Origin of the sequence: Thermomonospora catenispora (genome assembly GCF_006363815.1) — a bacterium.
Taxonomy (GTDB): Bacteria; Actinomycetota; Actinomycetes; order Streptosporangiales; family Streptosporangiaceae; genus Thermomonospora; species Thermomonospora catenispora.
The window spans coordinates 1-25,863 of sequence record NZ_RRYT01000014.1; the positions used below are offsets into that span (position 1 = coordinate 1).

Genomic DNA, 25,863 nt, shown 5'->3' on the forward strand with positions numbered 1-25,863 from the left:
GCCGCCGGGCCGTTCCTGCGCGGCGGGCTTCGCCGCGGACTCGGCGGGCGCGTCGGAGCCGTCCCGAGCCGCCTCGGCGGCCGGCCGGGACGCTCCGGAGGCCCCGTCGCCCTCGGCGGTCCCGGCGGGCCCGTCGGAGGTCGATGCGGACTCCCGCTCGGCCAGGGGCGCGGGCGGGGGCGAGGCGGGGGCCAGCGGGGCCGGAGCGGCCATCTGACGGGCGGGCGGCAGGCTCCCCGGGCGCGGGGGCGGCAACGGCGCGGGAGCGACCTCCCGCGCGTCGGAGACGATCTTCATGGCCGGGCGGCGCGGCAGCAGCGGGGTGACCGTGTCCCCGGCCTCCTCGTTGCCCTCCCACTCCATGCCCGACAGCCGCGCCGCCATCTCGTCCATCGGGGCCAGATGCCGTCGCCGCGGGTCGAACAGCCACTCGGCGGCGTGCGGCCGGCCCTCGTCGAAGAACGACAGCCGCACCCGCCAGGTGCTGTCCTCACACTTCCACGAGTCCCACTCGACGTCCTCCAGATCCACGCCGCTCCGGTTCAACCGCTCCTCGACCACCTCGCCCAGCGGGGGGCCGGGGGACGACTCGCCCGGCTTGCGCACCGGCACCCGTTGCGCCTGCTGCGCCATGTACTCGCGTTCCTGCAGGACCGGACCCTCGAACCAGCGGACGCGTTCGACCGGGATGCCGGCGGATTCGGCGATCTCCTCCGCGGTCTCACCGGCCCGGATGCGAGCCTGGATCTCCTTGGGGCGCAAGGGACTCTCCACTTCGATCTCGAACTGGCCGAGTCGGGAGAAGTGCCCACGGACCGCGGCGCGCAGCCGGTCGTCGACGGGCAGGGTGAACCGAGTGCCTCGGCCCGCGGTGGCCAGCACGAGGTATGTACCGTCCTCGCTGACCGCGACGAGGCGCAGCTCCTGCATGCGTGTCCTTCCTGCCAGTCCGGCGACGGCTTTGGAAGGACGCCGAACGACCCGGTGCCGCCGTGAACGCGGTGGCGCTCACGGGGCGCCGGTATGGTACGACGCCCGACCAAGGGCGCATGCGTGCCCTTCCCCCGGGTTCTCGAGTGTCTCTTTCGGACACGCCTGCTGCCAGCACCGTACCCGGCATGTCCGAACATCGCCGCTCTCAGTCCCCCGCGGAGCACGCTCGGGGGACCGCCGGCCGGAGAGCGGACGGCGCGGGACGCGCGCGGGCCCGGTGCCCCCGCGCCCCCGTCGCCGTCGCTCTAGCTTGCCGTTTCCCAGGGGTGCGCGGGGCCTTCCCAGCATGATCCTTGTGGATCCTTTGCCCCAGGGTCGCTCAGTCGCCGAGAACTCGCGTCACATAGCGGTTGGCGAATCGGCGTTCGGGGTCCAACTCGTCGCGCAACGCCGTGAACGCGGAGAACTTGGGATAGACCTTCTCCAGGTAGGCGGCGTCGCGGGTGTGCAGCTTGCCCCAGTGCGGCCGCCCGCCCACCGCGGTCATCAGCTCCTCCACGCCGCGGAAGTACTCCTCGTGCGGGTTGCGGTGGTAGACGTGCACGGCGATGAACGCCGTCGGCCGCCCGTAGGCCATGGACAGCCAGGCGTCCTCCGGCGGCAGCACCCGCACCTCGATCGGGAAGCTGATCCGCCAGTCCCGCCGGGCGAACAGCGCCCGCAGCTCGCGCAGGGTCTCGGCCAGGTGCTCGCGGGGGATGGCGTACTCCTGCTCCTTGAAGCGCACCCGCCGCGGGCTGGTGAACACCTTGTAGGAGACGTCGCTGTAGGTGCGCGCGCCCAGCGCCCTGGCCGACACCGCGTTCACCGGGCCGACCGCGGCGGGGACGCGCCGGGTGAGCCGCTGCAGCGCCCCGAACACCGAGTTGGACAGGAACTCGTCGTCCAGCCAGCGGCGCACCGCCGGCAGCGGCGCGGCCCGGTCGGTGCGGTTGTTGCGCTTGGTCAGGCAGCCCTCGGTGTGCGGGAACCAGTAGAACTCGAAGTGCTCGTTGGCGTCGGTCAGCTCGTCCAGGCGCGCCAGCACCTCGTCCCACCGCATCGGCTCCTCGCGGGCCTGGAGACGGAACGCCGGGACGGTCTGCCAGGTGACGGCGGTGACCACGCCGAGGGCGCCCAGCCCCACCCGGGCGGCGTCGAACAGCTCGGGGCGCTCGGTGCGCGAGCAGGTGACCGTGCTCCCGTCGGCCAGCACCAGCTCCAGCGCGGCGACCTGGGAGGCCAGCCCGGCCACGTCGCGGCCGGTGCCGTGGGTGCCGGTCTGCAGCGCGCCCGCGACGGTCTGCTGCTGGATGTCGCCCATGTTGGCCAGCGCCAGGCCGTGCTCCTCCAGCAGCCGGTTGAGCCGGTGCAGGGGCAGGCCCGCCTCCACGGTGACCAGACCGCTGGCGGTGTCGACCGAGCGGACCGCGGTGAGCCGGTCGGGGCGCAGCAGCACCCCGTCGGTGAGGGCGACGCCGGTGAACGAATGGCCGGTCCCGGTCATCCGCACGGTCAGTCCCCGGGCGGCGGCGTCGCGGACGGCCGCGGCCACCTCCTCGGCGCTGCGCGGGACGAGCGTCCGCCGGGGGACGGCGCGCTGGTTGCCGGCCCAGTTCCGCCAGGCGGGGGAGGGGGTGCGGGGGGAACGCACGGGGGGCATGGCCTGCACTCTACCGACAGCACTAACGCGAAAACTATTCATGTTTTTCTGGTTTGATGGAATCGTGACCTGTGTGCGAAGTCGCGTGCGGTGATGCCGTACCATCCGGGGACCAAGCGGGTGCCATGGGCGGCTCCGGACGAGCCCCCGCACCCTGGACGCGACGCACTCGGGACGAGCCGTGGCTGCTGACGACGAGGCCCGGGCGGTGACCGCCCGTCCGCACACCCGGCCGGGACGCGGTCGGCGGCTGGCCGTGGCCGCATTGGCGCTGGCCAGCACGGCGACGCTGATCGCCGGAGTGGTCACCGCCGTGACCTTCGAGCGGTCGCCCGACCGGGCCGCCGCCGGCACCGGCGCACCGGCCGACGCCCGGCCGGGCGGACCGGTGACCACCGTGGTCGACACCCGTCAGGTCGCCCCGCTGCGCCGGGTGGTCCCGCCCGACGTGCTGGTGGTCGGCGTCACCGGGATCACCGCGCAGCAGGTCCAGCGGGTCCGGCGGATCAAGGGCGTGCGCGACGTGAGCCTGGTCGACGGCGGCGCGGTGCAGCTGCGGAGCCGGCTGATCAACGTGTTCGCGGTGGACCCCTCGCAGTTCCGGTCCTGGACCCCGCCGGCCACCGCCCGGAACAACGCGCTGTGGGAGGCGCTGGCCGCCGACCGGTTCGTGGTCTCCTCCAAGGCCCAGCGCGAGCTGCGGCTCACCCCGGGGACGCCGTACTCGATCGTCGCCAAGACCATCCCGACCGTCACCCTCGGCGGCGCCGGCGACCTGGGCCTGCCCGGCATCGACATGCTGGTCAGCGAGCGCACCGGCGCCCAGATGGGCCTGATCCCCGACATCGCCCTGCTGATCAATGCGCCGCAGGCCGATCCCGCCCGGCTCACCCGGTACCTCGAGCGGATCTTCAAGGACACCGCCAAAGTCCTCAACCTCAACGCCCCCCAGTACCGGCAGGCCGCCGGCTACCTGGACCTGTACCGGCAGGCCGCCCGACGCTGCCCGGGCCTGTCGTGGACGGTGCTGGCCGCCATCGGGCAGGTGGAGAGCGACCACGGCCGCAACACCGGCCCCTCCAGCGCCGGCGCCCTCGGCCCCATGCAGTTCCTGCCGTCCACCTGGAGGCACTACGGCGTGGACGGCGACGGGGACGGCAAGGCCGACATCATGAACCCCTACGACGCCATCCCCGCCGCCGCCCGCTACCTGTGCGACCACGGCGCGGGCCGGGGCGGCGAGTCCCTCTACAACGCCATCTACGCCTACAACCACGCCCACTGGTACGTGCAGAAGGTCCTCGCCCTCTCCCGCGCCTACGCCGCCCGCTACCGCTGATCCGCGCCCCGCCCCGGCCCGCTCCGGCCCGCTCCGGACCGTGCCGCCGCGCCCTCGCCGACCCGCCGGCGGGACGGGCCGGCCCCCGGGACCGGGGGACGGGAGCGCCCCGGACGGCTGGTTGGATGGGACACATGACGTCCTATGACGCGCTGCTGCTCGTATCGTTCGGGGGACCGGAGGGACCGCAGGACGTTATGCCGTTCCTGGAGAACGTCACCCGCGGCAGGAACGTCCCCCGGGAACGGCTGGAGGAGGTCGCCGAGCACTACCGCCTGTTCGGCGGGGTCAGCCCCATCAACCAGTACTGCCGCGACCTCAAGGCCGCCATCGAGGCCGACTTCGCCGCCCACGGCCTCGACCTGCCGGTGTACTGGGGCAACCGCAACTGGGACCCCTACCTGACCGACACGGTCCGCCGGATGGCCCGGGACGGGATCCGGCGCGCCGCCGCGTTCGTCACCTCGGCCTACAGCGGCTATTCCAGCTGCGGCCAGTACGTGGGCGACATCGCCCGCGCCCGCGCGGCCGTCCCCGACGCGCCCCGGATCGACAAACTGCGCGTCTACTTCAACCACCCCGGATTCGTGGAGCCGTTCATCGAGGCCACCCGCGCGGCCCTGGAGCGCGTCCCCGAGCGGCTGCGCCCCGGGGCGCACGTGACGTTCACCGCGCACAGCGTGCCGCTGGCCCAGCCCGGCCGGGAGCGCTACGCCGCCGAGCTGGCCGACGTCTCCGCCTACGTCGCTGCCCAGGCCGCGCCCGGCCACGACTGGCGGCTCGTCTACCAGAGCCGCAGCGGCCCGCCCGCCCAACCGTGGCTGGAGCCCGACATCTGCGATCATCTCGCGGAGCTGCGCGCCGCCGGGAGGGAGGCGGTGGTGGTCGTGCCCATCGGCTTCGTTTCCGACCACATGGAGGTCAAGTACGACCTCGACGTGGAGGCCGCCGGGCGGGCCGCCGAGCTCGGGCTGGTCTACGAACGCGCCGCCACCCCCGGCACGCACCCGCACTATGTGTCGATGGTCCGCCGGCTGCTGCTGGAGCGCACCGCCGGCCCGGACGCCCCCAGGCCCGCGCTGGGCGCGCTGGGCGCCCGCCCCGACGTCTGCCCGGCCGAGTGCGGCCACGCCTGACGACCCCGAGGAGCGCCATGAGCCTGCCGGAAGAACTGCTGGAACTCGCCCTGGAGACGGCCCGCGAGGCCGGCCGGATGCTGATCGACAAGCGGCCCGTGGAGGGGCCGGCGGTGGTGCAGACCAAATCCAGCCCCACCGACATCGTCACCCAGATGGACCAGGCCGCCGAGCAGCTGATCGTCGAACGGATCCGCGCCGCCCGCCCCGACGACGCGATCCTCGGCGAGGAGAGCGGCTCCAGCGCCGGGGCCAGCGGTGTCCGCTGGGTGATCGACCCCATCGACGGCACCGTCAACTACCTGTACGACCTGCCCGACTGGGGCGTCAGCATCGCCGCCGAGATCGACGGGGTCGTCGTCGCCGGCGTGGTGGAGATGCCCCGGCGCGGGGAGACCTGCTCGGCCGTCCGCGGCGGCGGCGCCCGGATGCGCACCGCCGCGGGAGAGCGCCCGCTGCGCGTCAACTCCGATGTGCCGTTGAACCGGGCGCTGGTGGCCACCGGGTTCGGTTATGAGTCGCGGCGCCGCGCCCACCAGGCCCGGGTGCTGACCGGGGTGCTGCCGCACGTGCGGGACATCCGTCGCGGCGGGGCCTGCTCGGTGGACCTGTGCACGCTGGCGGCGGGCCGCATCGACGCCTACTACGAACGCGGAGTGCAGGCATGGGACATCGCCGCCGGGGCCCTCATCGTGGAGGAGGCCGGCGGGCGGGTCGGCGGACTGCACGGCGCGGCGGCCGGTCCGGAGTTCACCCTGGCGGCGGGCCCGGGCACGTTCGAGGCGCTGCACGCCCTGCTGGCCCCGCTCGACCCCGCCCGGGACTGATCGGGAGGGGCCGGCGGCTCAGTCGCACGAGGGGAGGGGGATCCCCAGATCGTGGGCGGCGGCGATCCGTTTGAGCTCCTCGATCTCCGCCATCCGGATGTCGGCCAGGTAGGCGTCACCTTCGGCCTGAGCGGCGCGCAGCGACGCGTAGGCGTCGGCGAGCCGCTGTTCGATCGTGCGCGACAGCTCACCCATGCGGATATTCCTCTCTAGACCCGCCGTTCCTTACCCAAACCTCTTCCTCCGGCAAACATGTGATCTTCATCGCCGTCCATGACGCCGACGGAGAGAAGGGCGGGACCCGCGGTGAGGATGCTCTCCCCTCCAGGGGAGAGGCATGCTGGAGAGGGACTTACGAAGGGCTTACGGGCCCTATGGCATATCTGAATGCGCCGGTCCAGCGCACCGGCGGAACCGTCGAACCGGATCTGAGGGGGTCGGGATGCGCGTACTGGTCGTGGAGGACGAGCGAGTGCTCGCCGACGCGATCGCCACCGGCCTGCGTCGCGAGGCACATGCGGTGGACGTCGCCTACGACGGTGCCGGTGCGCTGGAGCGGACCAGCGTCAACGACTACGACGTGATCGTGCTGGACCGGGACCTGCCCCGGGTGCACGGCGACGAGGTGTGCCGCCGGCTGGCGGGGGAGCGGTACCCGGCCCGGATCCTCATGCTCACCGCGGCCGGGGAGCTGGACGACCGGGTCGAGGGCCTGTCCATCGGCGCCGACGACTACCTGCCCAAGCCGTTCGCGTTCGCCGAGCTGGTCGCCCGGGTCCGGGCGCTGGGCCGGCGCACCGCCGCGCCGCTGCCCCCGGTGCTGGAGCGGGCCGGGATCAGGCTCGATCCGGCGCGCCGCGAGGTGCACCGCGACGGCCGCCCCATCGAGCTGACCCGCAAGGAGTTCGCCGTGCTGGAGGTCCTGATGCGGGCCGACGGCGCGGTGGTCAGCTCCGAGCGGCTGCTGGAGAAGGCGTGGGACGAGCACATCGACCCGTTCACCAACGTGGTGCGGGTGACCATGATGACGCTGCGCAAGAAGCTCGGCGAGCCGCAGCCGATCGAGACGGTGCCGGGCGTGGGGTACCGGTTGTGAACGACGGCGACCACGCCCGCCGGCCCACCACCCGGCCGATGGCCGCCCCGCCCGGCGGACCGCCGGGATCGACCCGGCGGGTGCTGCCCGGCCGGGTGAGCGTGCGGCTCCGGCTGACCCTGCTGTACGGGATGCTGTTCCTGCTGGCCGGGCTGCTGCTGCTGTTCATCACCTATGTGCTGATGGCGCAGGTGCTGGACTCGGTGTTCCCGCCGGGGCTGCGGATCCTCACCGCCACCGGCTGGACCATCGAGACCGAGGAGCTCAAGGCCCGCGCCATCAAGGGCCTGATCGGCCGTTCGCTGCTGGTGCTGGCCGGGGTGGGGGTGCTGGCCCTGGTGCTGGGCTACTTCGTCGCCGACCGGGCGCTGTCGCCGCTGCAGCGGGTGACCGCGACCGCCCGCCGGCTGTCGGAGAGCACCCTGCACGAGCGGATCGCGCTGGACGGCCCCGACGATGAGATCAAGGAGCTGGCCGACACCTTCGACGCCATGCTGGAACGGCTCAGCCAGGCGTTCGACGCCCAGCGCCGGTTCGTCGCCAACGCCTCCCACGAGCTGCGCACCCCGCTGACGATCAACCGGACGCTGCTGGAGGTGGCGCTGGCCGACCCGGAGGCCTCCCAGGACCTGAAGACGGTCGGCCGCACCCTGCTGGCCAACAACGCCCGCCACGAACGGCTGATCGAAGGACTGCTGCTGCTGGCCCGCAGCGAACGGGAGCTGACCACCCGCACCTCGGTCGATCTCGCCGAGGTCGCCACGACCGTGCTGGAGACGCTGGGCAAGGCGGCCGAGGAGGCCGGCGTGGAGATGCGCACCGAGCTGGCGAGCGGGGTCACGGTGGGCGACCCGGTGCTGCTGGAGCACCTGGTGTCGAACCTGGTGGACAACGCGATCAAGCACAACGTCGGGGACGGCGGCCGGGTGTGGGTGCGCACCGGGGTGCTGGAGGGCTTCGCCGCCGTGCAGGTGGAGAACACCGGCCCGGTGGTGCCCGCCTATGAGGTGGACCGGCTGTTCGAGCCGTTCCGGCGTCTGCAGCAGGACCGGGTGGAGTCGGCCAAGGGCTCCGGGCTGGGGCTGTCCATCGTCCGGTCGGTGGCCCGCGCCCATCGCGGCGCGGTGTACGCCGCGCCGCGCCAGGGCGGCGGCCTGGTGGTGACGGTCCGGCTGCCGCCGGCGGCCCGGTCCTAGCGCCGCCGCACCTCGGTCAGCAGCGGCACGCCGTGGGGGTCCATCCGCAGCCCGACGAAACCGTCGCCGGCCAGGGCGATGTTCGCCACGTCCACGATCGGGATCCGGGCCATGTCCCCGGCGGCGATCTGCTCGGCCTGACGCAGCTGGTTCAGGGCCGTCGTCTCGTCGGTGCTCTCCCTGGCCCGCTGCAGGGCCCGGTCGAACTCCGCGTTGCGCCAGCCGCCGTAGTTGCCGCCCCCGTCGCCGATCTGGTCGACGCCCAGCATCGAGTGCAGGAAGGAGCGGGCCGACGGGTAGGTCGCCAGCCAGCCCAGCGCGATCAGCCCCTCCAGGTCCCTCCGCTGGATCCGGGAGTAGAACTCGCTGACGGGGACCGGCACGATCCGCAGGTCCCAGCCCAGCGTCGAGCGGACCTGCGCCCGGACGATCTCCGCCCAGCGCTGGTAGACGCTGCCCTCCCGCACATGCAGGTCGATCCGGGTGCCGGAGCCCAGCCCCGCCTGATCGGCGAGCCGCTTGGCCCGCGCGGCGTCGGGACCCTGGCACAGCGGGCAGCCCCCGCCCTGGGCGAAGCCGGGGACGCCGGCGGGGACCAGCCCGGTGGCCGGGGGATAGTGCCCGCCGAAGAGGCTCCGGGAGATCTCCCGCCGGTCCAGCGCCAGCGACAGCGCCTGCCGGGCCCGCGGGTCGCGCAGCGGACCGCGCGTGGTGATCGGGACGAGCATGTGCGCGCCGATCCCCGTCCGTTTGACCACCTGCACCGACGAGGACGGGAGGGAGAGCCGGGCCAGCACGTCGGCCGGGACCTCGGCCCAGTCGGCCTCGCCCGCGGTCACCTGCGCGAGGGCCGCCTGCGGATCGTCGGCGAAGGAGACGGTCACCCGGTCCAGGGGAACCTCGCCGAACGCCCACCGGTCGTTGCGGACCAGCACCGCCTGCCGCCGCTCCTGATAGGAGTCGAGGCGGAACGGCCCGTTGCCGATCGGCAGCCGGTTGTAGGCCTCGTTGTCGTGCTCCCCGGCGACCTCCGGCATCGGGTAGAACACCGGATCGGCCAGACGCCGGGGGAAGTCGCAGTCGGGCCGGCTCAGCCGCAGCTTCACCGTGCGGTCGTCGTCGGCGAGGGCGTGGTCGGCGAACGTGGAGCGGCCGTCCGCGACGGAGCCGTAGCCGTCGATGTCCCCCATCAGCTCCTTGGCCGGGGACTCCGGCGTCCGGGCGGCCCTGGTCCACCCGCGCAGCAGCGCCTGGGCGTCGACCGGCTCCCCGTTGCTGAAGACGCCGCCGGTCCGCAGCTCGATGGTCCACCGGCGGCACTCGTCGTCGCGCTCGATCCGGGCGGCCAGCCGGTTCCGGAGCCGGCCCTCGTGGTCGTACTCCACCAGCCCGGTGAACAGATGCCGGACGATGAGGCGCTCTGCGGCGCCGTAGGCGGTCGCGGGGGCGACGCCGGTCGGCGTGGGCATCGCCATCCGCAGATGCCCGCCGGTCTTCTTCGGATCGGTCGGCCCGCTCGCGGGCGGATCGTCGGCGACGAGCTGCTTGACGACGAACGCCCCGACCAGCACCAGCGCCACGGCCGCCGCGGTGGCCGTCCCGGCCAGCACGCCGATGCCCCGGCGGCGCGGCGCGGGGCCCGTCCCGAATCCCGGGTCGGTGGGCGGCGGGGCGGGCGGGGGAGCCGTCCACCCGGTGCCGTAGGGGGGCCTCCAAGGGGGCGGGGGAGCGGGCGGGGGCGCACTCGGCGGGGCGAGCCGGGCGGGGTCCGCGGCCACCTGCGCGCCCTGTTCCAGCACGGTCAGGTGCTGCCGCGCGGGGTTCGCGGAGTCCGCCGGGTCCGCGACGTCCGCCGGCAGCGCGCCCGCGAGCCGCAGCAGCCGCAGCAGCACCGCGTGGGCGGCGGGACGCTGCGCCGGGTCCTTGGCCAGGCACATCGCCACGACGTCCCGCAGCGGCCCCGACAGCGTCCCCAGATCCGGCGGCTGGTGCAGGATCCGATGCATCACCGCCGGGATCGAGTCCCGCCCGAACGGAGGGCGCCCGGTGGCCGCGCACACCATCGTCGCGCCCCAGGCGAACACGTCCGCCGGCGGACCCACCCGATGCCCGGCGATCTGCTCCGGAGCCATGTAGGCGGGGGTGCCGACCGCGGTGCTGGACAGCGTCCCGGTGGCGTCCAGCGCCCGCGCGATGCCGAAGTCGATCACCCGGGGCCCGTCGGGGGCCAGCAGCACGTTGCTGGGCTTGACGTCCCGGTGCACGACCCCGGCGTCGTGGATGGCGGCCAGCGCGGTGATCGTGCCGATCGCCACCCGCATCAGCGCGGGCCCCGTCCGCGGCCCCTCGGCGGCCAGCACCGCCTGCAAGGAGGGGGCGTCGATGTACTCGCTGACGATGTAGGGGGTCTGCCCCTCCACGTCGGCGTCCAGGATCCGCGCCGTGCAGAACCCCGAGACCCGCTGGGCGACCTTCAGCTCCGCCGCGAAGCGCGCCCGCGCCCGGGGATCGTCGGCCAGCCGAGCGTGCAGCACCTTGACCGCCACCGGCTCGCCGGAGGCGTTCTCGGCGAGGTAGACCGCGCCCTGGCCGCCCTCGCCGAGCCGTCCGGTGAGCCGATAGGCGCCGATCCGTTGCGGATCGCCCGGCGCCAGCGGCTCCGCTCCCGCCATGCCGCCGCCCGCGTCACTTGGTCAGGGTGCCGCTGGCGAGGACGGTGCCGTCGAGGGTCGCGCGCTCCTCGAACCGCAGCCGGTCGTCGCCGATGCGGTAGAACGTCACGTACCCCTCCAGGCACGACCCGGTGGTGATGTCGATCTTGTAGACCGCCTTGGTCTCGGTGACGCCCGGCTGCAGCCGCAGCGTGCCGGTGCAGTCGTAGCTCTCGGCGTCGTAGGTGACCAGCCCGGTGGTGCCGAGCAGGGTGTACCGCACGTCCCAGTACTTGTCCGTGGTGGCCCTCGGCTCGTACCCGCGGCCCTTCCAGGAGCCGATGAACTCCGTCGGGAGCCGGGACAGGGTCGGGGAGGGCAGGGTCGGCAGGCCGGTGGGCCGGGTGATGATCGGGTCGTCGTCATCGTCGTCGCTGCTGGCCACCAGCGCCACCACGAAGACCAGCAGGCACAGCACCACCACCACGGCGCAGCCCACGCCGAGGAGCACGCCGGCGTTCCCCCCGGAGGAGGACTGCGGCGGCCGATAGGTCCCCGGCTGCGGAGCGGCCGGCTGGGGCGGCGGCGTGACCGGACCCGGTTGCGGTCCGGGCGGCGGCCCCATGTGCATCGGGGGCGGGGTGATCGGCTGGGGCGGCGGCGTGGCCGGACCGGGCTGCGGTCCGGGCGGCGGCCCCATGTGCATCGGGGGCGGGGTGATCGGCTGGGGCGGCGGCGTGTGCGACGGCGCCGGCGGGACCGGAGGCGGCGGGGCCATCCGGGAGGCGATCCGGGTGCCCTCGCCCAGCAGGTCCTCGTTGACCGGGGTGGGGGTCGCCGGGGCCGCCCCCACGTGACCGAGCAGCTGCAGCAGCAGCTGGGCGGCGGTCGGCCGGCCGGCCGGATCCTTGGACAGGCTGCTGGCGACCAGCCCGCGCAGCGGCTCCTGCAGGGCCGACAGGTCCGGCTCCTCGTTCAGGATCCGGTTGATGATCACCGGCAGCGTGTCCGCCTCGAACGGGGACTGTCCGGTGGCGGCGAACACCATGGTCGCGCCCCAGGCGAAGATGTCCACCGCGGGCTGCAGCGGCGCCCCGGTCAGCTGTTCGGGCGCCAGATAGCCGGGGGTGCCGACCACCATGCCGGTCGCGGTGACCGCGCTCTCCTGGCTGTTGACGGTGCGCGCGATGCCGAAGTCGACCACCCGCGGGCCGTCGTCGGCCAGCAGCACGTTGTTGGGCTTGAAGTCGCGGTGCACGACGCCGGCCTCGTGGATGGCCGCCAGCGCGGTGATCGTGCCGATCGCCAGCCGCTCCAGCTCGGTGGTGCCCAAGGGGCCGTTGTGGGCGACCACATCATGCAGCGACGGGCCGTCGATGAACTCGCTGACGATGAACGGCGTGTCCCCCGACACGTCCGCCTGCAGCACCCGGGCGGTGCAGAACGGCGCGACCTTCTGCGCCGCGGCCACCTCGCGGGCGAACCGTGCCCGCGCCGAGGGGTCGGCCGCCATCTGCGCGTGCAGCAGCTTGATCGCGACGTACGAGCCGTCCTCGGCCTTGCCCAGGTACACGGCCCCCTGGCCGCCCGCGCCGAGCCGCCCGATCACCTCATAGTTCCCCAGTCTGCGGGGATCCCCCGCCTCCAGGGGAGCGGCATCCGGCATGTGATCCTCCAGTGACCCCGTTGACCCGCGTCAGAGCGGAGACGATATCGCGTTGAGTCTGACGTTTCACCGAACCGCCCGGTTCGCCCGCCGGAACGGTCCCTGGGGCAGTCTGCCGAATCCGGCGGGGGAGTGCGGAGCGGTCGGAGCGGCGGACCGGTATGATCCCGCCGCCGCAGGACGTCCACGGCCGTGCGCCCGTCGCCTGCCGGCGCGCGAGATCCCTCGGGCGCAGGCGGTTTCGGGCGATTTGGCGATGGGTCGGCCAGAGGGCTTCGCTCCACCTGACGGCCGGCGCGCGACCACCACGGAGGTGTGATGTACGGCACATCGAGGGTGAGGTGCGCCGGTGATCCGGACCATCGCGTGTGACTCGTCGCGCCTCGTGTGCCGCAGGTCATCACCCGTGACAGAATTTCCCGCCCGGATCGGGCACAAGAACGGCCCGTTGAGCGTTACACCCGCGCGACGGGGCGCACAGTACACATAGGGGGATGGAGACAGCAGATGGCAACCGACTACGACAGCCCGCGTAAGACCGACGACGACCTCAGCGAGGACAGCCTGCAGGAGCTGCAGGCCCGCCGGGTCGACAAGGCGGCGAGCGTCATCGACGAGGACCTCGACGCGGGCGAGGTCGCCGAGCTGCCCGGCGCCGACCTGTCCAACGAGGAGCTGACCTTCCGGGTCGTGCCGCGGCAGGCCGATGAGTTCACCTGCTCGCGCTGCTTCCTGGTGCACCACCGTAGCCAGCTCGCCGAGGAGCGCAAGGGACAGCCGGTCTGCCGCGAGTGCGCGGCCTGATCGGGGACGCCCGTGTCCGACGACGAGGCGGAACGCATCGAGGAAGAGGCCGCGGACCGGTCCCAGGGCCAGTCTGGCGATCCCGGCGCCCCGGCGCTCCGGGACGGCTCCGGCCGTAACGCCGAGATCGCCAGACTGGTCGGCCGGCTCACCGGCGACCAGGACATGGACCGCGCCACCCGGGGCCGGCTGCTGGGCCGGCTGGCGCGGCTGCTGGGCGACGGCGCCCGGCGGGCGGGCGCCGGCGGCCTGCGCGGCGGCCGCTGGCTGGCCGACCTGATGGCGGAGATCGCCCCGCACATCCCGGTGCGCGACGCCCGGACGCTCAGCGCCCATCACCATGGGCTCACCGGCGAACGACTGGCCGACAGCCTGGTGCGGGTGGCCGCCAACTCCACCACCGCGGTGGGGGCGGCCGGCGGGGCCCTGTCGGCGGTGCAGTTCGCCGCGCCGCCGCTGCTGCTCACCGCCCCGGCGCAGGTGGCGGCCGAGACCGTGGTGATCGCGGCGATCGAGGTCAAGCTGATCGCCGAGCTGCACGCGGTGTACGGGGTGCAGGTGCCCGGCGCCCCCTCGGCCAGGGCGGCGGCGTTCCTGACCGCCTGGGCCAGACAGCGGGGCGTCGATCCGCTGCGGCCCGGTTCGGTCACCGGTGCGCTCGGCCCGGCGGCCCGAGCCGCGCTGCGCCGGCGGTTGCTGCGCACCATGGGGCGCAGCATGACCACCTTGGGGCCGCTGCTGACCGGCGCCGCCGCCGGCGCGACGCTGAACCGGGCGGCCACCCGGCGGCTCGCCGAGGCGATCCGCGCGGATCTGCGCCGGCAGGCGGGCGCGCCGCAGTGGTACTGGGCGCTGTCCGGCTGAGCCCCGTCCTTCCCGCGGCGGCGCCGATTCCCGCGACGCCCCCGCGACTCCCCGCGACGCCCCGGGCGAGGGGGCCGTCCGCGCCCGCTCCACCGGGTCAGCTCTCGAAGATCAGCTCGTCGGCCACCGAGTCCCGTCCGGCCAGCCACAGCCCCAGCGCCTCGCGGGTGCCGCGCACCCGCGGCCCCCGCCCCACCGGCCGTCCCCCGTCGGTCGGCACCAGCCGGTGCCGCAGCACGCGCCGGTTCATCCACAGGCTCAGCTGCATCCCCTCGCGGAGGATCGCGTCCGCCACCGCGTCGGGGACCTCCCGCCTGCGGCCCAGCCCGCGCAGCACGTCCTGGTGATGCACCCCCAGGTCGCCCAGGACGACCGGCACGCCCAGCCGCGAGGTGAGGCTGGGGTTGGCCGCCCAGTGCTCGGCCCACTTCATCAGCCGGTCCCGCGGGATCCTCCGCGCGCGGTCGGCCTGCGCCTGGTTGGCGTCATGGATCCGCATCCCGTACGGCAGGTACGACCCCAGCAGGTAGTCGACGCCGATGAGATGTCCCAGCACGTCGCGGGGCGCCCAGCCGGCGCACAGGGTCGGGCCCTCGTCGAACTCCTCGTCCGACAGCTCCTGCAGCGTCCCGATCAGCCGGAAACGCTCAGCGCGCAACTCGTCTTCAAGGGGAAAACGCATCGTGGCCGATCCCTTCCGTTCGGGATCGACCACGATACGGCACTCGAGGGCTGTTATCGGACGTCGCGTCCAGTCCGCCCGCCGCGGCGCGACGGGGCGGGCCGGCCGGGGCCCGCGCGGGGACCGGGACGCGGTGCGGCACGGGCGGCTCAGTCGCCCAGCTGCCCCGGCAGGCGGCCGTTGATCTTGGTGTACTGGTGCGCCGCCGCCCGGGTGGCCAGCAGCCGCGCCACCTCCATGCCGACGCCCGTCACCACGGCCCAGCCCAGCGCCTCGCCCAGGGCGACGTCGGGCGACTCCGGATTGGTCGGCGGCTCCTTGCCGGTGCTCTTCTTCCAGGCGTACGTGATCACCTTGCGGGCCACGAATCCCGCCCCCATCGCGGCGGCACCCGCCAGGATCCGCCAGCCGATGTCGCCCTTGTCCGCCATCGTTCCTCCTTCGCCTGTGAGGCCGAACTCAGTGAGGTTATCGCGGAGGACGCGCGATAAAACCCGACGGAGGCCGCGACGGCGCCGTCAATAGCATTGGCGCATGAACGCACCGTCACGCGTCCCGCGTGTTCCCGAAAGGCCCTCGCTCGCCGGCCTGGAGGACAAGTGGGCGCGCGTGTGGGAGGCCGAGGGCGTCTACCGCTTCGACCGGGAACGGCCGCGCGAGGGGGTCTTCGCGATCGACACCCCGCCGCCCACGGTCAGCGGATCCCTGCACGTCGGCCATGTGTTCTCCTGCACCCACACCGACACCGTGGCGCCTTATCGGCGGATGCGCGGCCGGACGGTGTTCTATCCGATGGGTCGGGACGACAACGGCCTGCCCACCGAACGCCGGGTGCAGAACCGCTTCGGGGTCCGCTGCGATCCCTCACTGCCGTACGACCCGGAATTCACCCCGCCCGAAAAGCCCGATCCAAACGCCAGATCCCGATCAGCCGCCGCAACTTCATCGAGTTGTGCGAGCGGCTCACCGAGCTCGACGAGTGGGAGTTCGAGGAGGTCTGGCGACGGGTCGGACTGTCGGTGGACTGGAGCCTGCTCTCCACCGCGATCGGCGAGCAGGCCCGGGCGGCCTCGCAGCGGGCGTTCCTGCGCGACCCGGCCCGCGGCGAGGCGTATCCGGCACAGGCGCCGACCCTGTGGGACGTCACCTTCCGCACCGCGGTCGCGCAGGCCGAGCCGGAGGGCCGCGCGACGCACGGGGAGCTCCACCGGCTGCGCTTCCGCGACGGCCACCGCCCGGTGCACGTCGAGACCGCCCGCCCGGAGCTGCTGCCGGCCTGCGTGGCCCTGGTCGCCCACCCCGACGACGAGCGGTACCGGGAGCTGGTGGGGCGCACCGTGCGCACCCCGCTGTTCGACGTCGAGGTCCCGGTCCTGGCGCACCGGCTGGCCGAGCCGGACAAGGGCTCGGGCCTCGCGATGGTCTGCACGTTCGGCGACGTCACCGACGTGACCTGGTGGCGGGAGCCGAACCTGCCGACCCGGGCGGTCGTCGGCCGGGACGGACGGCTGCTCGCCGACCCCCGCCCGGGGTCCCCGCCCGCCCCTGCGCCGAGCTGGCGGGCCTGACCGTCCACGCCGCCCGGAGGCGGATCGTCGAGCTGCTGCGCGAGTCCGGCGATCTGGACGGCGAGCCGCGCCCCGTGCTCCGGCTGGTCAAGTACTACGAGCGGGGCACCGAGCCGCTGGAGATCATCACCACTCGTCAGTGGTACATCCGCAACGGCGGTCGGGACGCCGCCCTGCGGGAGGAGCTGCTGGCGCGCGGGCGAGGGCTGACCTGGCATCCGCCGTTCATGCGCGCCCGCTACGAGAGCTGGGTCCAGGGGCTCAACGGCGACTGGCTGATCTCCCGGCAGCGGTTCTTCTGGGACTTCTGCGACGACTACCTGGAGCTGGTCAAGCAGCGGGCCTACGGTGAGGGCCCCGCGGCGGCCTCGTCGCGGGCGGCGCTGATCGAGGCGCTGTCGGTGCTGCTGCGGCTGTTCGCGCCGGTGCCGCCGTTCGTCACCGAGGAGGTCTGGTCGTGGTGGCGGGACGGCTCCGTCCACCGTTCGCGATGGCCCGACCCGGCCGAGCTGCCCGCCGGCGGCGACCCGACGCTGCTGGCGGACACCGCCGAGGCGCTCCGCCAGGTCCGCAAGAGCAAGTCCCAGGCCAAGGTCTCGATGCGCGCCCCGGTCGCCGTCGCGGTCGTCGGCGGCGACCGGGCCGACCGCATCCGGGCGGCCGCCGAGGACCTGCGGGCCGCCGGCAACAACGAGGTCCTGCGCCTGGAGCCGGACGGCTCCGCCGAGCCGAGCGTGACCGCCGCCCTCGCCGACGACCGGGGATGACGCCCCCGGGCGCGGAGGACGGCCCCGGCGGACCCCGCCGCGGTCGGCCGTTCGGGAGCGGCGCCCCGCCGGGCGCGGGACCCGGCGACGGTCCCCGCGCCCGGCGGGGCGCCGGGGCGATGGCGCGGCGGGGCCGTGCGGGCCGCCGTCCCGGCGGCCTGAGGACCCCCGGGAGGGACCTCCCGATCAGGCGGAGGCCGCGGAGGGACGGTGCAGGACGGCGCGCTCGATCAGCGTCCAGCTCGTCGTGACCAGCAGATGGATCCCCGCGGCCAGCGGCAGGAACAGCGCCGCCGCCACCGTGCCGAACGGCGCCAGCCGCAGGAGCCGGCGGCCCGGCAGATCAGGGGCCGGCGAGGCGTCCAGACGACGGGACGCCGCCCAGGCCACCGCCGCCGTCAGCGCCAGCAGCCCCAGGAACGCCAGCGACGGGACGGTGAAGAGGCCTCCCGCCAGGACGCCGGCGAAGTTCTGGCCGAGCGGCGCGCCGAACAGGGTGTGCGCCAGCAGCGCGTTCTGCCGCCCGGCCACCGTCGCCGAGGTGAACAGCCGGTACATCACGCACAGGAACGGCGCCTGCGCCAGCGCGGGCAGGCATCCGGCCGCGGGGGAGACGCCCTCCTCCCGGTAGAGGGCGGCCAGTTCCCGCCGCAGCCGCCGGGGGTCGGCGCCGTGGCGGCGTCGCACCTCCCGGATCCTGGGCGCCAGCCGGGCGCGGGCGCGCTCGCCGCGGGCGGCGGCGACGCTGAGCGGCAGCAGCAGGGTGCGGACCGCCATCGTGGCCAGCGCGATCGCCGCCACGGCCGCGCCGCCGGCCAGCGCCGGCTCCAGCGCCCGGGTCAGCGCCAGGACCAGGTCGTATGCGAACACCACGGGAACGTCGAACATGGGCTTCCTTCCAGAGCGAGACGGACATGACCGGGGGACCGGTCACGCCGACGGCGCTCTGGCCAGGGGGCGGCCCGGGGCGGCGGGGTCGCGCAGCCGCAGATACGCGGTGACCGCGGTGCTCGCCCGCAGCGCGGTGCGGACCCCGGCGGAGGAGGACCGCCGCGGCGTCCAGGCGGCGGCGCACGCCGCGACCGCCAGCAGCCCGGCGATCGCCAGCACGGCCAGCGCCGGCAGCGCGCCGCCCTGCCCGGACAGCGCGTCCGTCAGCGCGGTGAGCGCCGTGAGCACCGACGTGAACACCGGCGTGTCTCCACTTCCGTCAACGCGTCACCGGCTTCGACGCGCGGCGGGGCGTGCCGGTTCCCGCAGGGGGCCACGGGACGCCGGATCCGGATAGGGTTGCCGTCCGTGAAGCCATCCGTGGACGTGCTCATCAAGCGGCTCGATGAGGATCTGCCGCTGCCCGCGTACGCGCACCCCGGCGACGCCGGGGCGGACCTGTACGCCCGGGTGGACGTGGAGCTGGCGCCGGGGCAGCGGGCGGTGGTGCCCACCGGGATCGCCATCGCTCTGCCCGATGGGTATGCCGGTTTTGTTCATCCGCGTTCGGGTTTGGGCGCTAGGTTTGGGGTCACGATCGTCAATGCCCCCGGCACCATCGACGCCGGCTACCGCGGTGAGATCAAGGTGACCCTGCTGAACACCGACACCAGTGAGACCGTGCGGTTGCGACGCGGCGACCGGATCGCCCAGCTCGTCATCCAGAAGGTGGAGCGGGCGGCCTTCCACGAGGTGGCTGCACTGCCCGGATCGACGCGCGGCGCGAACGGCTTCGGTTCCACCGGTGGCCTGTCGGCGACCGCATCGCAGCCCGGGCGCAACTAGGCTGAGCGCGCTACGGCAGCGGTCAGATCGAGCACATTCAAGAAGGAGCGTGAGTCGTGCCTATTCGACGTCGTCGTCGCCACGACGAGGAATCGGACAAGAACCTCGACGTGGCCCGCGAGCAGGCGGACGCCGTCGAGACGGACGACGCCCCCGCCGGAGGGGCGGGCGATGCCACCGGCCCGTGGGACGTGGCGGACGCCTTCCCCGAGCTGGACCGCCTCGACTTCGGCTCGCTGCGCATCCCGGTCGGACCGGGCCTGGCCTTCCAGGTGAACTTCGAGGCCACCGAGGTGGACGCGCAGGGCAATCCGGTCAACGGCCGTCCGGTCGCGGTGCTGGTGCAGCACGCCGAGAGCGTGCTGCAGATCCAGGCGTTCGCCGCGCCCAAGCGCAGCGGGATCTGGGACGAGGTCCGCAAGGAGGCCGCCACCGAGATCACCGAGCAGGCGCAGGGGCAGGCCGAGGAGCGTCCGGGGCCGTTCGGCACCGAGCTGATGGCCATGGTGCCCGCCCAGCTCACCAAGGAGATGCTGGAGCAGATGCCGCCCGAGGTGCGCGAGCAGATCCCCCAGGAGGTCATCGACCAGGGGTACGCCTGGCAGCCGGTGCGGTTCATCGGGGTGGACGGCCCGCGCTGGTTCCTGCAGGGCGTGGTGCAGGGCGCCGCGGTCGAGGACGAGGAGCAGTGGCAGGTCCTGGAGGACGTGTTCCGCAACATCGTGGTGATCCGCGGCGAGCAGCCGATGCCGCCGCGTGAGCTGCTGCCGCTGAGCATCCCCAAGGAGTTCACCGAGGCGGCCCAGCAGGCTCAGCAGGCCCAGCAGGGCGAGGGCGGCCAGGCCGCCGACCCGGCGGAGCGCGGCCAGGAGGCCAGCGAGGTCCGCTGAGCCCGTCGTCCCCGTCGTGGCCGCGTCCGGCCGGCGGTCATGGCGGGGAGGGGCGACCCCGGCGTCACAGCTCGATCAGCTCGAACGGCATCGCGTGCGGCACCCCGGCCTCCCGTCCGGTCCGCTCGCAGATCCCGGTGAGGAACGCGTCGGGGTCGAAGTCCTGCCCGAGCCCGGCGAAGTACGCCCGGTGGGCCCGGAGGGAGGCGATGCCCGCCGCCAGGCGTCCGGTCACGTCCACATAGTGCGCGGACCGCGGCGAATTGGCCACCAGGGCGAACCGCACCCCCTGCCAGGGCTCCAGGTCCAGATCGCGGAACACCCAGCGGTTGGCGGCGTCGTGCACCGCGTCCAGCACCGCCAGGCCGAACACCCGGTGGTCGGCCATGTTGAAGCCCTCGCCGCCCGGCCAGGTCTCCCGGAAGTTCCCGGTGACCACCACCTCGGGCCGGTGCCGGCGGATCGCCCGGGCGATGTCGCGGCGCAGCGGCAGCCCGTACTCCAGCATCCCGTCGGGATGGTCGAGGAACTCCACCGTCTCCACGCCGACCGCCCGAGCCGCCTCGATCTGCTCGGCGGTGCGGACCCGGGCGGCCTCGGCGGGATCCATGCCGTCGATCCCGGCCTCTCCGCGGGTGGCCAGCACCTGCACCACCGTCTTGCCCGCGGCGGTCCACTTGGCGATGGCGGTGGACGCGCCGTACTCCAGGTCGTCGGGGTGCGCGACGAGGGTCAGCGCACGTTCCCAGTCCTCCGGCACGGGTCGCATGCCCTCCACGCTAACCCGCCGGCCGGCCGCGTTCCGGGCCGGGCCGCGGGTCGGGCGGCGGTCGGGGACCCGGATCAGGGATGCGGCAGGGTGCGCTCCAGCAGGTCCACCACGGTGATCGCGCCGATCATCGGCGGGTTCGGGCCGGCGGTGGACTCCACCACCGCCACCACGGGGCTGTGGGCGGCGGCGCTCAGCGCGGCGATCTCCATCACGGTGGCGTCGCCCTTCACCATCGGGATCCGGGCGGACTCGCGCGGCAGCAGGTCCCGCACCTTCCGGCCGCGCAGCCGCTCGCACAGCCGGTCGGCCTGCTGCTCGCCGTACACGTGCGCCAGCGCCGGATCGTCCTGCACGTACTGGGGGACGGCGAACCGCAGGATCTGCGAGCCGGGCAGCACCGCCACCGGGTGCCGGGCCTCGTCCACCACGATCAGCCCCGGCAGCCGCCGTTCGACCATCAGCCGTGCGGCGTCCAGCGCGTCGTCGTCCGGTCCGATGACCGGGAACTCCCGGGCCAGTTCACGAGCGCGCACGTTTCGACGATACCCCTGTGCCGATACCCCTGTGCCGGATTCGTCCCATAGCCGATTAGGGTGACGGGCAGGTGTGCCGGGAAGTCTGGTCGGCGAGTCCCTCGTTCGCTTCGCCACGGAAGGACACAGGTGAGCGCCGCCGCCGCGATCGTCATCTTCTCCGTCGCCTACATCCTCATCGCCACCGAGCGGATCCCCCGCACCGCCGTCGCGCTCGGCGGTGCGGGGCTGATGCTGCTGCTGCACATCACCGACGCCGAGGCGGCGTTCTTCTCCGAGGAGACCGGCGTCGACTGGAACGTGGTCTTCCTGCTGCTGGGGATGATGGTGATCGTCTCCGTGCTGCGGCAGACCGGGATCTTCGAATACGTGGCGATCTGGGCGGCCAAACGCGCCCGGGGCCGGCCCTACCGACTGATGCTGATGCTGGTGCTCATCACCGCGGTGGCGTCGGCGCTGCTGGACAACGTCACCACCGTGCTGCTGATCGCCCCCGTCACCTTCCTGGTCTGCGAGCGGCTGGCGCTCAACCCGGTCCCCTATCTGATCGCCGAGGTGATGGCCTCCAACATCGGCGGCGCCGCCACCCTGGTCGGCGACCCGCCCAACATCATCATCGCCAGCCGCGGCAACCTGTCGTTCAACGACTTCCTGGTGCACATGGCCCCGCTGGTGATCGTGCTGATCGCGGTGTTCTGCCTGCTGTGCCGGGTGCTGTTCCGCTCGGCGTTCCGCTACGACCCCGAGCGGGTCGCCGAGGTGATGAAGCTGGAGGAGCGCGAGGCCATCACCGACCGGCGGCTGCTGATCCAGGGGCTGGTGGTGCTGGGCCTGGTGATCGCCGCGTTCGTGCTGCACCCGGTGCTGCACTATGAGCCGTCGGTGGTGGCGCTGCTGGGCGCTGGGCTGCTGGTGGCGGCCACCAAGGTCACCACCGAGCAGGCGCTGGAGGAGGTCGAGTGGCCCACCCTGGTGTTCTTCATGGGCCTGTTCGTCATGGTCGGCGGGCTGGTGGAGACCGGGGTGATCGGGGAGATCTCCGAGCGCGCCGCCGAGGCCACCGAGGGCCGCCTCGGCTTCGCCGCCATGCTGCTGCTGTGGGGGTCGGCGCTCCTGTCGGCGATCGTCGACAACATCCCCTATGTGGCCACCATGAGCCCGATCGTGGCCGAGCTGGTGCAGGACGCCGGCGCGGACGGGCAGGTGCTGTGGTGGGCGCTGGCGCTGGGCGCGGACCTGGGCGGCAACGCCACCGCCATCGGCGCCAGCGCCAACGTGGTGGTGCTGGGCATCGCCGCCCGCAACGGCCACCCGATCAGCTTCTGGCACTTCACCAAGTACGGCGTCGCGGTGACCTTGATCATGGTCGCCCTGTGCGTGCCGTATCTGTGGCTTCGCTACCTGTAGACGCCGGCGGAACGTCGGCGTGTCCTCGGGGACGCCTCCGGAGATGCCGCCGGGAATGCGGCGGTTGGTCGGGGCTGTGGTGCCTTAGCCTGGGTTGCATGAACCAGGTGTCGGCGGGGTCGGCCGTGGACATGGACGGCGCATCCGACCGGAAGGGCGAAGGCGGGCTGCGGCGGCTGTGGCGCCGTCTGTTCGCCGAGCGCGAGGAGCTGGAGGCCGAGGAGCTGCAGCAGACCTCCGGGGCGGAGGGCGCGACGCCGATCGCGGAGTGCACCGGGCGCGTCCGCACCCGTGTGGCCGGTACGCTACGGACCGTGACTTTGCGACCGCGGGGAGGCGCTCCGGCGCTGGAGGCAGAGCTGTACGACGGGACCGACGTGGTCAGCCTGGTGTGGCTGGGCCGGCGGAGGATCGCCGGGATCGAGCCCGGCCGCCGGCTCATCGCCGAGGGACTGGTCAGCGTGCAGGACGGCCGCAAGACCATCTTCAACCCGCGCTACGAGCTGCGGGGGGACGGATGACCGGGGGCGCCGGGCAGGACGCCGAGAGAGCCGTGGAACGCCCCGTCACCTACGACACCGTCGAGGCCGCGGTGCGCGCCCAGCTGTCCAAGGCGCTCGGCGGGGTGCGCGGAATGGTCGAGGCGGCCGTGCCGACCATCGGGTTCACCGGCACCTATGTGCTCACCGGCGAGCTGCGGACCTCGCTGCTGGCCGGCGTGATCGCCGCGGTGGCGCTGCTGGCGGTGCGGGTGCTGCAGCGCTCCACCCCGCAGTTCGTGCTCAACAGCCTGGTCGGGATCGGCATCGCGGCGTTCTTCGCGCTGCGCTCGGGGGAGGCCGAGGACGCCTTCCTGCCCGGCATCATCTACAACGCCGCCTACGCCGCCGGCATGATCTTCTCCATCCTGGTGCGCTGGCCGGTGGTCGGCTTCATCATCGGGTCGATCACCGGCGACCCCACCGCCTGGCGGTCCGACCCCGGCATCGTGAAGCTGTGCTCCCGGCTGACCTGGCTGCTGGTGCTGCCCTGCGTGGTGCGAGTGGTGGTGCAGTATCCGCTGTGGCTGGCCGGACAGGTCGCCTGGCTGGGCGCCGCCAAGATCGCGCTCGGCTGGCCGTTGCAGGTCGCCGCGCTGGCCGCCATGGTCTGGCTGCTGGCCCGCGGCCGCACCCCGATGCGGGACGCCTCCGCGGCCTGAGCCGTTCCGATGAGGCCGCTGCTGCGCCGACGCCGCACGCCCTACGGCTCGGCGGTGTTCGCCCGGTTCCGGCATCCGGCCCAGATCATCGTCTGGGCGTTCGCCGCCGCGATCGCCGTGGGCACCGCGCTGCTGTCGCTGCCGATCTCCACCGCCTCCGGGGAGTCCGCCGGGCCGCTCACCGCCGGGCTGACGGCGACCTCGGCGGTGTGCCTGACCGGGCTGCTGACGGTGGACGTCGCCGCCTACTGGTCGGCGTTCGGCAAGGTCGTGATCATCGCGCTGATCCAGGTCGGCGGGCTGGGGATCATGACGCTGGCCACGTTGTTCGCGTTGCTGGTGTCGGGTCGGCTGGGACTGCGCGCCCGGCTGCTGGCGCAGGCGGAGACCAAGGTCCTCTACGGCGACGAGCTGCGCAAGGTGATCCTCAGGATCGTGGCCTTCAGCCTGCTGTCGGAGACGGCGCTGGCGACGGTGCTGTCGCTGCGGCTGGCCCTGGGCCACGGCGAGCCGGCGGGCCGGGCGATCCCCCTGGGGGTCTTCCACGCGATCTCGGCGTTCAACAACGCCGGGTTCGCGCTGTGGCCCGACAGCCTGACGCGTTTCGTCGGCGACCCGTGGATCGTGCTGCCGGTGGCGTGCGCGGTGATCGTGGGCGGGCTGGGGTTCCCGGTGGTGTTCGAGCTGGTGCGCTCCTGGCGGCGGCCGGGGACCTGGTCGGTGCTGACCCGGATCACCGTCGGGGTGAGCGCGGTGCTGCTGGTGGGCGGGACCCTGCTGTTCACCGTCGCCGAGTGGCGCAACCCGCAGACCCTGGGGGCGCTGCCCGACCGGTACAAGGTCGTCGCGGGATTCTTCACCGCGGTGATGCCCCGCTCGGGCGGGTTCAGCGTCATCGACGTCTCGGCCATGCGGCAGGAGAGCTGGCTGCTCACCGACGCGCTGATGTTCATCGGCGGCGGCAGCGCCGGCACCGCGGGCGGCATCAAGGTCACCACCTTCGGCCTGCTGGCCTTCGTGATCTGGGCCGAGCTGCGCGGCGAGGACCGGGTGAACGTGGGGAACCGCCGGCTGGCCGGGCCGGTGCAGCGGCAGGCGCTCACCATCGCGCTGTTGAGCGTGGGCATCGTCGCGGTGGGCACGTTCATCCTGTTGGTCATGGTTCCGCATACCCTGGACCGGGTGCTGCTGGAGGTGGTGTCGGCGTTCGCCACGGTCGGGCTGAGCACCGGGATCACCCCGCAGTTGCCGCCGGCCGGACAGGTGCTGATCATCGTGTTGATGTTCATCGGCCGGGTCGGTCCGCTGACCGTCTTCTCCGCGCTCGCGCTGCGCGAGCGCACCCGCCGCTACGAGCTTCCCGAGGAGCGACCCATCGTTGGCTGACAGACGCAACGACCCCGTGGTGGTCATCGGACTGGGCCGGTTCGGCAGCTCGCTGGCGCTGGAGCTGGTGCGCCAGGGCACCGAGGTCCTGGCCATCGATCAGCGGCCCAAGGTGGTGCAGGCGATGGCCGGGCAGCTCACCCACATCGCCACCGCCGACTCCACCGACATCGAGGCGCTGCGGCAGCTCGGCGTGCCGGAGTTCCACCGCGCCGTGGTGGCCATCGGCAGCGACATCGAGGCCAGCATCCTGACCACCTCGCTGCTGGTGGAGCTGGAGATCGAGGACATCTGGGCCAAGGCGATCAGCCGCCAGCACGGGCGCATCCTGGAGCGCATCGGCGCCACCCACGTGGTGCTGCCCGAGCACGACATGGGCGAGCGGGTCGCCCACCTGGTCAGCGGCCGGATGCTCGACTACATCGCGGTCGACGAGCACTTCGCGCTGGCCAAGACCCGCCCGCCCAAGGAGCTGGTCGGGATCCCGCTCGCCGACACCGGGCTGCGCCGCAAGTACGGCGTGACCGTGGTGTCGGTCAAGAGCGAGGGGGAGGAGTTCACCTACGCCACCCCCGACACGGTGCTGCAGTACGGCGACCTGATCATCGTCGCCGGGGCGATCGACAAGGTCGAGCGGTTCACCGAGCTGCTGTGAGACGCCCCGCCC

General features: G+C 73.5%; 25 protein-coding genes and 1 pseudogene. 15 read left to right on the top strand and 11 right to left on the bottom strand.

Annotation, left to right across the window (positions count from 1 at the left end; genetic code table 11):
• Positions 1 to 930: septation protein SepH (gene sepH, locus EIO00_RS12800; RefSeq protein WP_241661310.1), on the bottom strand; the 930-nt coding region annotated here is incomplete at its 3' end.
• Positions 931 to 1,312: 382 nt separating this feature from the next.
• Complete coding sequence (locus EIO00_RS12805) at positions 1,313 to 2,635, bottom strand: D-arabinono-1,4-lactone oxidase (protein ID WP_140178556.1); 1,323 nt, start codon at positions 2,633 to 2,635, stop codon at positions 1,313 to 1,315.
• Positions 2,636 to 2,816: 181 nt separating this feature from the next.
• On the opposite strand from EIO00_RS12805, the gene EIO00_RS24810 reads away from it, so the two are divergent.
• The 3 genes from EIO00_RS24810 (at position 2,817) to EIO00_RS12820 (ending at position 5,937) form a co-directional block, all read left to right on the top strand.
• Positions 2,817 to 3,974: a lytic transglycosylase domain-containing protein gene (locus EIO00_RS24810; RefSeq protein WP_241661311.1), complete on the top strand. Its 1,158-nt coding sequence runs from the start codon at positions 2,817 to 2,819 to the stop codon at positions 3,972 to 3,974.
• A gap of 134 nt (positions 3,975 to 4,108) precedes the next feature.
• On the top strand, positions 4,109 to 5,110 hold the full coding sequence (locus tag EIO00_RS12815; protein ID WP_140178559.1) for a ferrochelatase: 1,002 nt from the start codon (positions 4,109 to 4,111) through the stop codon (positions 5,108 to 5,110).
• 17 nt (positions 5,111 to 5,127) lie between these two features.
• Positions 5,128 to 5,937 (top strand): inositol monophosphatase family protein, encoded by an 810-nt coding sequence (locus EIO00_RS12820; RefSeq protein WP_140178562.1) that lies wholly within the window; start codon positions 5,128 to 5,130, stop codon positions 5,935 to 5,937.
• A gap of 18 nt (positions 5,938 to 5,955) precedes the next feature.
• Here the strand turns inward: EIO00_RS12820 and EIO00_RS24535 are convergent, their stop codons facing one another.
• Positions 5,956 to 6,132, bottom strand: coding sequence for a hypothetical protein (locus EIO00_RS24535; RefSeq protein WP_175596207.1), 177 nt, complete (start codon positions 6,130 to 6,132; stop codon positions 5,956 to 5,958).
• A 247-nt stretch (positions 6,133 to 6,379) separates the two neighbouring features.
• On the opposite strand from EIO00_RS24535, the gene EIO00_RS12825 reads away from it, so the two are divergent.
• Positions 6,380 to 7,033: a response regulator transcription factor gene (locus tag EIO00_RS12825; protein ID WP_140178565.1), complete on the top strand. Its 654-nt coding sequence runs from the start codon at positions 6,380 to 6,382 to the stop codon at positions 7,031 to 7,033.
• Positions 7,030 to 8,229: a sensor histidine kinase gene (locus tag EIO00_RS12830; RefSeq protein WP_422100047.1), complete on the top strand. Its 1,200-nt coding sequence runs from the start codon at positions 7,030 to 7,032 to the stop codon at positions 8,227 to 8,229. The genes EIO00_RS12825 and EIO00_RS12830 overlap by 4 nt, the downstream gene beginning before the upstream one ends.
• Here the strand turns inward: EIO00_RS12830 and EIO00_RS12835 are convergent.
• On the bottom strand, positions 8,226 to 10,901 hold the full coding sequence (locus EIO00_RS12835) for an ABC transporter substrate-binding protein (protein ID WP_140178568.1): 2,676 nt from the start codon (positions 10,899 to 10,901) through the stop codon (positions 8,226 to 8,228). The genes EIO00_RS12830 and EIO00_RS12835 overlap by 4 nt on opposite strands.
• A 13-nt stretch (positions 10,902 to 10,914) precedes the next feature.
• The gene (locus tag EIO00_RS25635) at positions 10,915 to 12,546 is read right to left on the bottom strand and encodes a serine/threonine-protein kinase (RefSeq protein ID WP_140178571.1); all 1,632 of its coding nucleotides are present in this window, start codon (positions 12,544 to 12,546) and stop codon (positions 10,915 to 10,917) included.
• A gap of 507 nt (positions 12,547 to 13,053) precedes the next feature.
• Here EIO00_RS25635 and EIO00_RS12845 point away from each other — a divergent pair.
• On the top strand, positions 13,054 to 13,350 hold the full coding sequence (locus EIO00_RS12845; protein ID WP_140178574.1) for a DUF4193 domain-containing protein: 297 nt from the start codon (positions 13,054 to 13,056) through the stop codon (positions 13,348 to 13,350).
• Positions 13,351 to 13,362: 12 nt separating this feature from the next.
• Entirely contained in the window at positions 13,363 to 14,214 is an 852-nt protein-coding gene (locus EIO00_RS12850) for a hypothetical protein (protein ID WP_241661312.1), read from the top strand.
• Positions 14,215 to 14,311: 97 nt separating this feature from the next.
• Here EIO00_RS12850 and EIO00_RS12855 read toward each other — a convergent pair whose 3' ends face one another.
• On the bottom strand, positions 14,312 to 14,872 hold the full coding sequence (locus tag EIO00_RS12855; protein WP_241661313.1) for a maleylpyruvate isomerase family mycothiol-dependent enzyme: 561 nt from the start codon (positions 14,870 to 14,872) through the stop codon (positions 14,312 to 14,314).
• A 173-nt stretch (positions 14,873 to 15,045) separates the two neighbouring features.
• Positions 15,046 to 15,327: a DUF4235 domain-containing protein gene (locus tag EIO00_RS12860; protein WP_140178582.1), complete on the bottom strand. Its 282-nt coding sequence runs from the start codon at positions 15,325 to 15,327 to the stop codon at positions 15,046 to 15,048.
• Positions 15,328 to 15,430: 103 nt separating this feature from the next.
• Between EIO00_RS12860 and EIO00_RS12865 the strand changes: the two are divergent.
• Positions 15,431 to 17,231 (top strand): annotated as a pseudogene (locus EIO00_RS12865) (class I tRNA ligase family protein).
• 186 nt (positions 17,232 to 17,417) lie between these two features.
• Here EIO00_RS12865 and yidC read toward each other — a convergent pair.
• Together yidC and EIO00_RS12875 are read right to left on the bottom strand one after the other, a co-directional pair.
• Positions 17,418 to 18,119: a membrane protein insertase YidC gene (gene yidC, locus EIO00_RS12870; protein WP_140178585.1), complete on the bottom strand. Its 702-nt coding sequence runs from the start codon at positions 18,117 to 18,119 to the stop codon at positions 17,418 to 17,420.
• Between the two features lie 42 nt (positions 18,120 to 18,161).
• Positions 18,162 to 18,422, bottom strand: a complete 261-nt coding sequence (locus EIO00_RS12875; protein ID WP_140178588.1) for a DUF6412 domain-containing protein — start codon at positions 18,420 to 18,422, stop codon at positions 18,162 to 18,164.
• Between the two features lie 108 nt (positions 18,423 to 18,530).
• Here EIO00_RS12875 and dut point away from each other — a divergent pair, with 108 nt between their 5' ends.
• Positions 18,531 to 19,007 carry a dUTP diphosphatase gene (gene dut / locus EIO00_RS12880; RefSeq protein ID WP_241661314.1) on the top strand — a complete coding sequence of 159 codons (477 nt, stop codon included), beginning with the start codon at positions 18,531 to 18,533 and terminating at the stop codon, positions 19,005 to 19,007.
• A 56-nt stretch (positions 19,008 to 19,063) separates the two neighbouring features.
• Positions 19,064 to 19,897, top strand: a complete 834-nt coding sequence (locus EIO00_RS12885) for a DUF3710 domain-containing protein (RefSeq protein WP_140178593.1) — start codon at positions 19,064 to 19,066, stop codon at positions 19,895 to 19,897.
• Between the two features lie 64 nt (positions 19,898 to 19,961).
• Here the strand turns inward: EIO00_RS12885 and EIO00_RS12890 are convergent, their stop codons facing one another.
• Together EIO00_RS12890 and EIO00_RS12895 are read right to left on the bottom strand one after the other, a co-directional pair.
• The gene (locus tag EIO00_RS12890; protein ID WP_140178596.1) at positions 19,962 to 20,666 is read right to left on the bottom strand and encodes a PIG-L deacetylase family protein; all 705 of its coding nucleotides are present in this window, start codon (positions 20,664 to 20,666) and stop codon (positions 19,962 to 19,964) included.
• Between the two features lie 74 nt (positions 20,667 to 20,740).
• The gene (locus EIO00_RS12895; RefSeq protein WP_140178598.1) at positions 20,741 to 21,202 is read right to left on the bottom strand and encodes a CBS domain-containing protein; all 462 of its coding nucleotides are present in this window, start codon (positions 21,200 to 21,202) and stop codon (positions 20,741 to 20,743) included.
• A gap of 129 nt (positions 21,203 to 21,331) precedes the next feature.
• On the opposite strand from EIO00_RS12895, the gene EIO00_RS12900 reads away from it, so the two are divergent.
• The 5 genes from EIO00_RS12900 to EIO00_RS12920 all read left to right on the top strand — a co-directional run bounded on the left by EIO00_RS12900 (position 21,332) and on the right by EIO00_RS12920 (position 25,851).
• Complete coding sequence (locus EIO00_RS12900) at positions 21,332 to 22,609, top strand: ArsB/NhaD family transporter (RefSeq protein ID WP_140178600.1); 1,278 nt, start codon at positions 21,332 to 21,334, stop codon at positions 22,607 to 22,609.
• Positions 22,610 to 22,707: 98 nt separating this feature from the next.
• The gene (locus EIO00_RS12905; RefSeq protein ID WP_479681608.1) at positions 22,708 to 23,130 is read left to right on the top strand and encodes an OB-fold nucleic acid binding domain-containing protein; all 423 of its coding nucleotides are present in this window, start codon (positions 22,708 to 22,710) and stop codon (positions 23,128 to 23,130) included.
• Positions 23,127 to 23,810, top strand: a complete 684-nt coding sequence (locus EIO00_RS12910; RefSeq protein WP_140178602.1) for a DUF3159 domain-containing protein — start codon at positions 23,127 to 23,129, stop codon at positions 23,808 to 23,810. Before EIO00_RS12905 ends, EIO00_RS12910 begins: the two co-directional genes overlap by 4 nt.
• A 9-nt stretch (positions 23,811 to 23,819) precedes the next feature.
• The gene (locus EIO00_RS12915) at positions 23,820 to 25,196 is read left to right on the top strand and encodes a TrkH family potassium uptake protein (RefSeq protein ID WP_140178604.1); all 1,377 of its coding nucleotides are present in this window, start codon (positions 23,820 to 23,822) and stop codon (positions 25,194 to 25,196) included.
• Positions 25,189 to 25,851: a potassium channel family protein gene (locus tag EIO00_RS12920; protein ID WP_175596208.1), complete on the top strand. Its 663-nt coding sequence runs from the start codon at positions 25,189 to 25,191 to the stop codon at positions 25,849 to 25,851. Before EIO00_RS12915 ends, EIO00_RS12920 begins: the two co-directional genes overlap by 8 nt.
• Positions 25,852 to 25,863 lie beyond the last annotated feature (12 nt).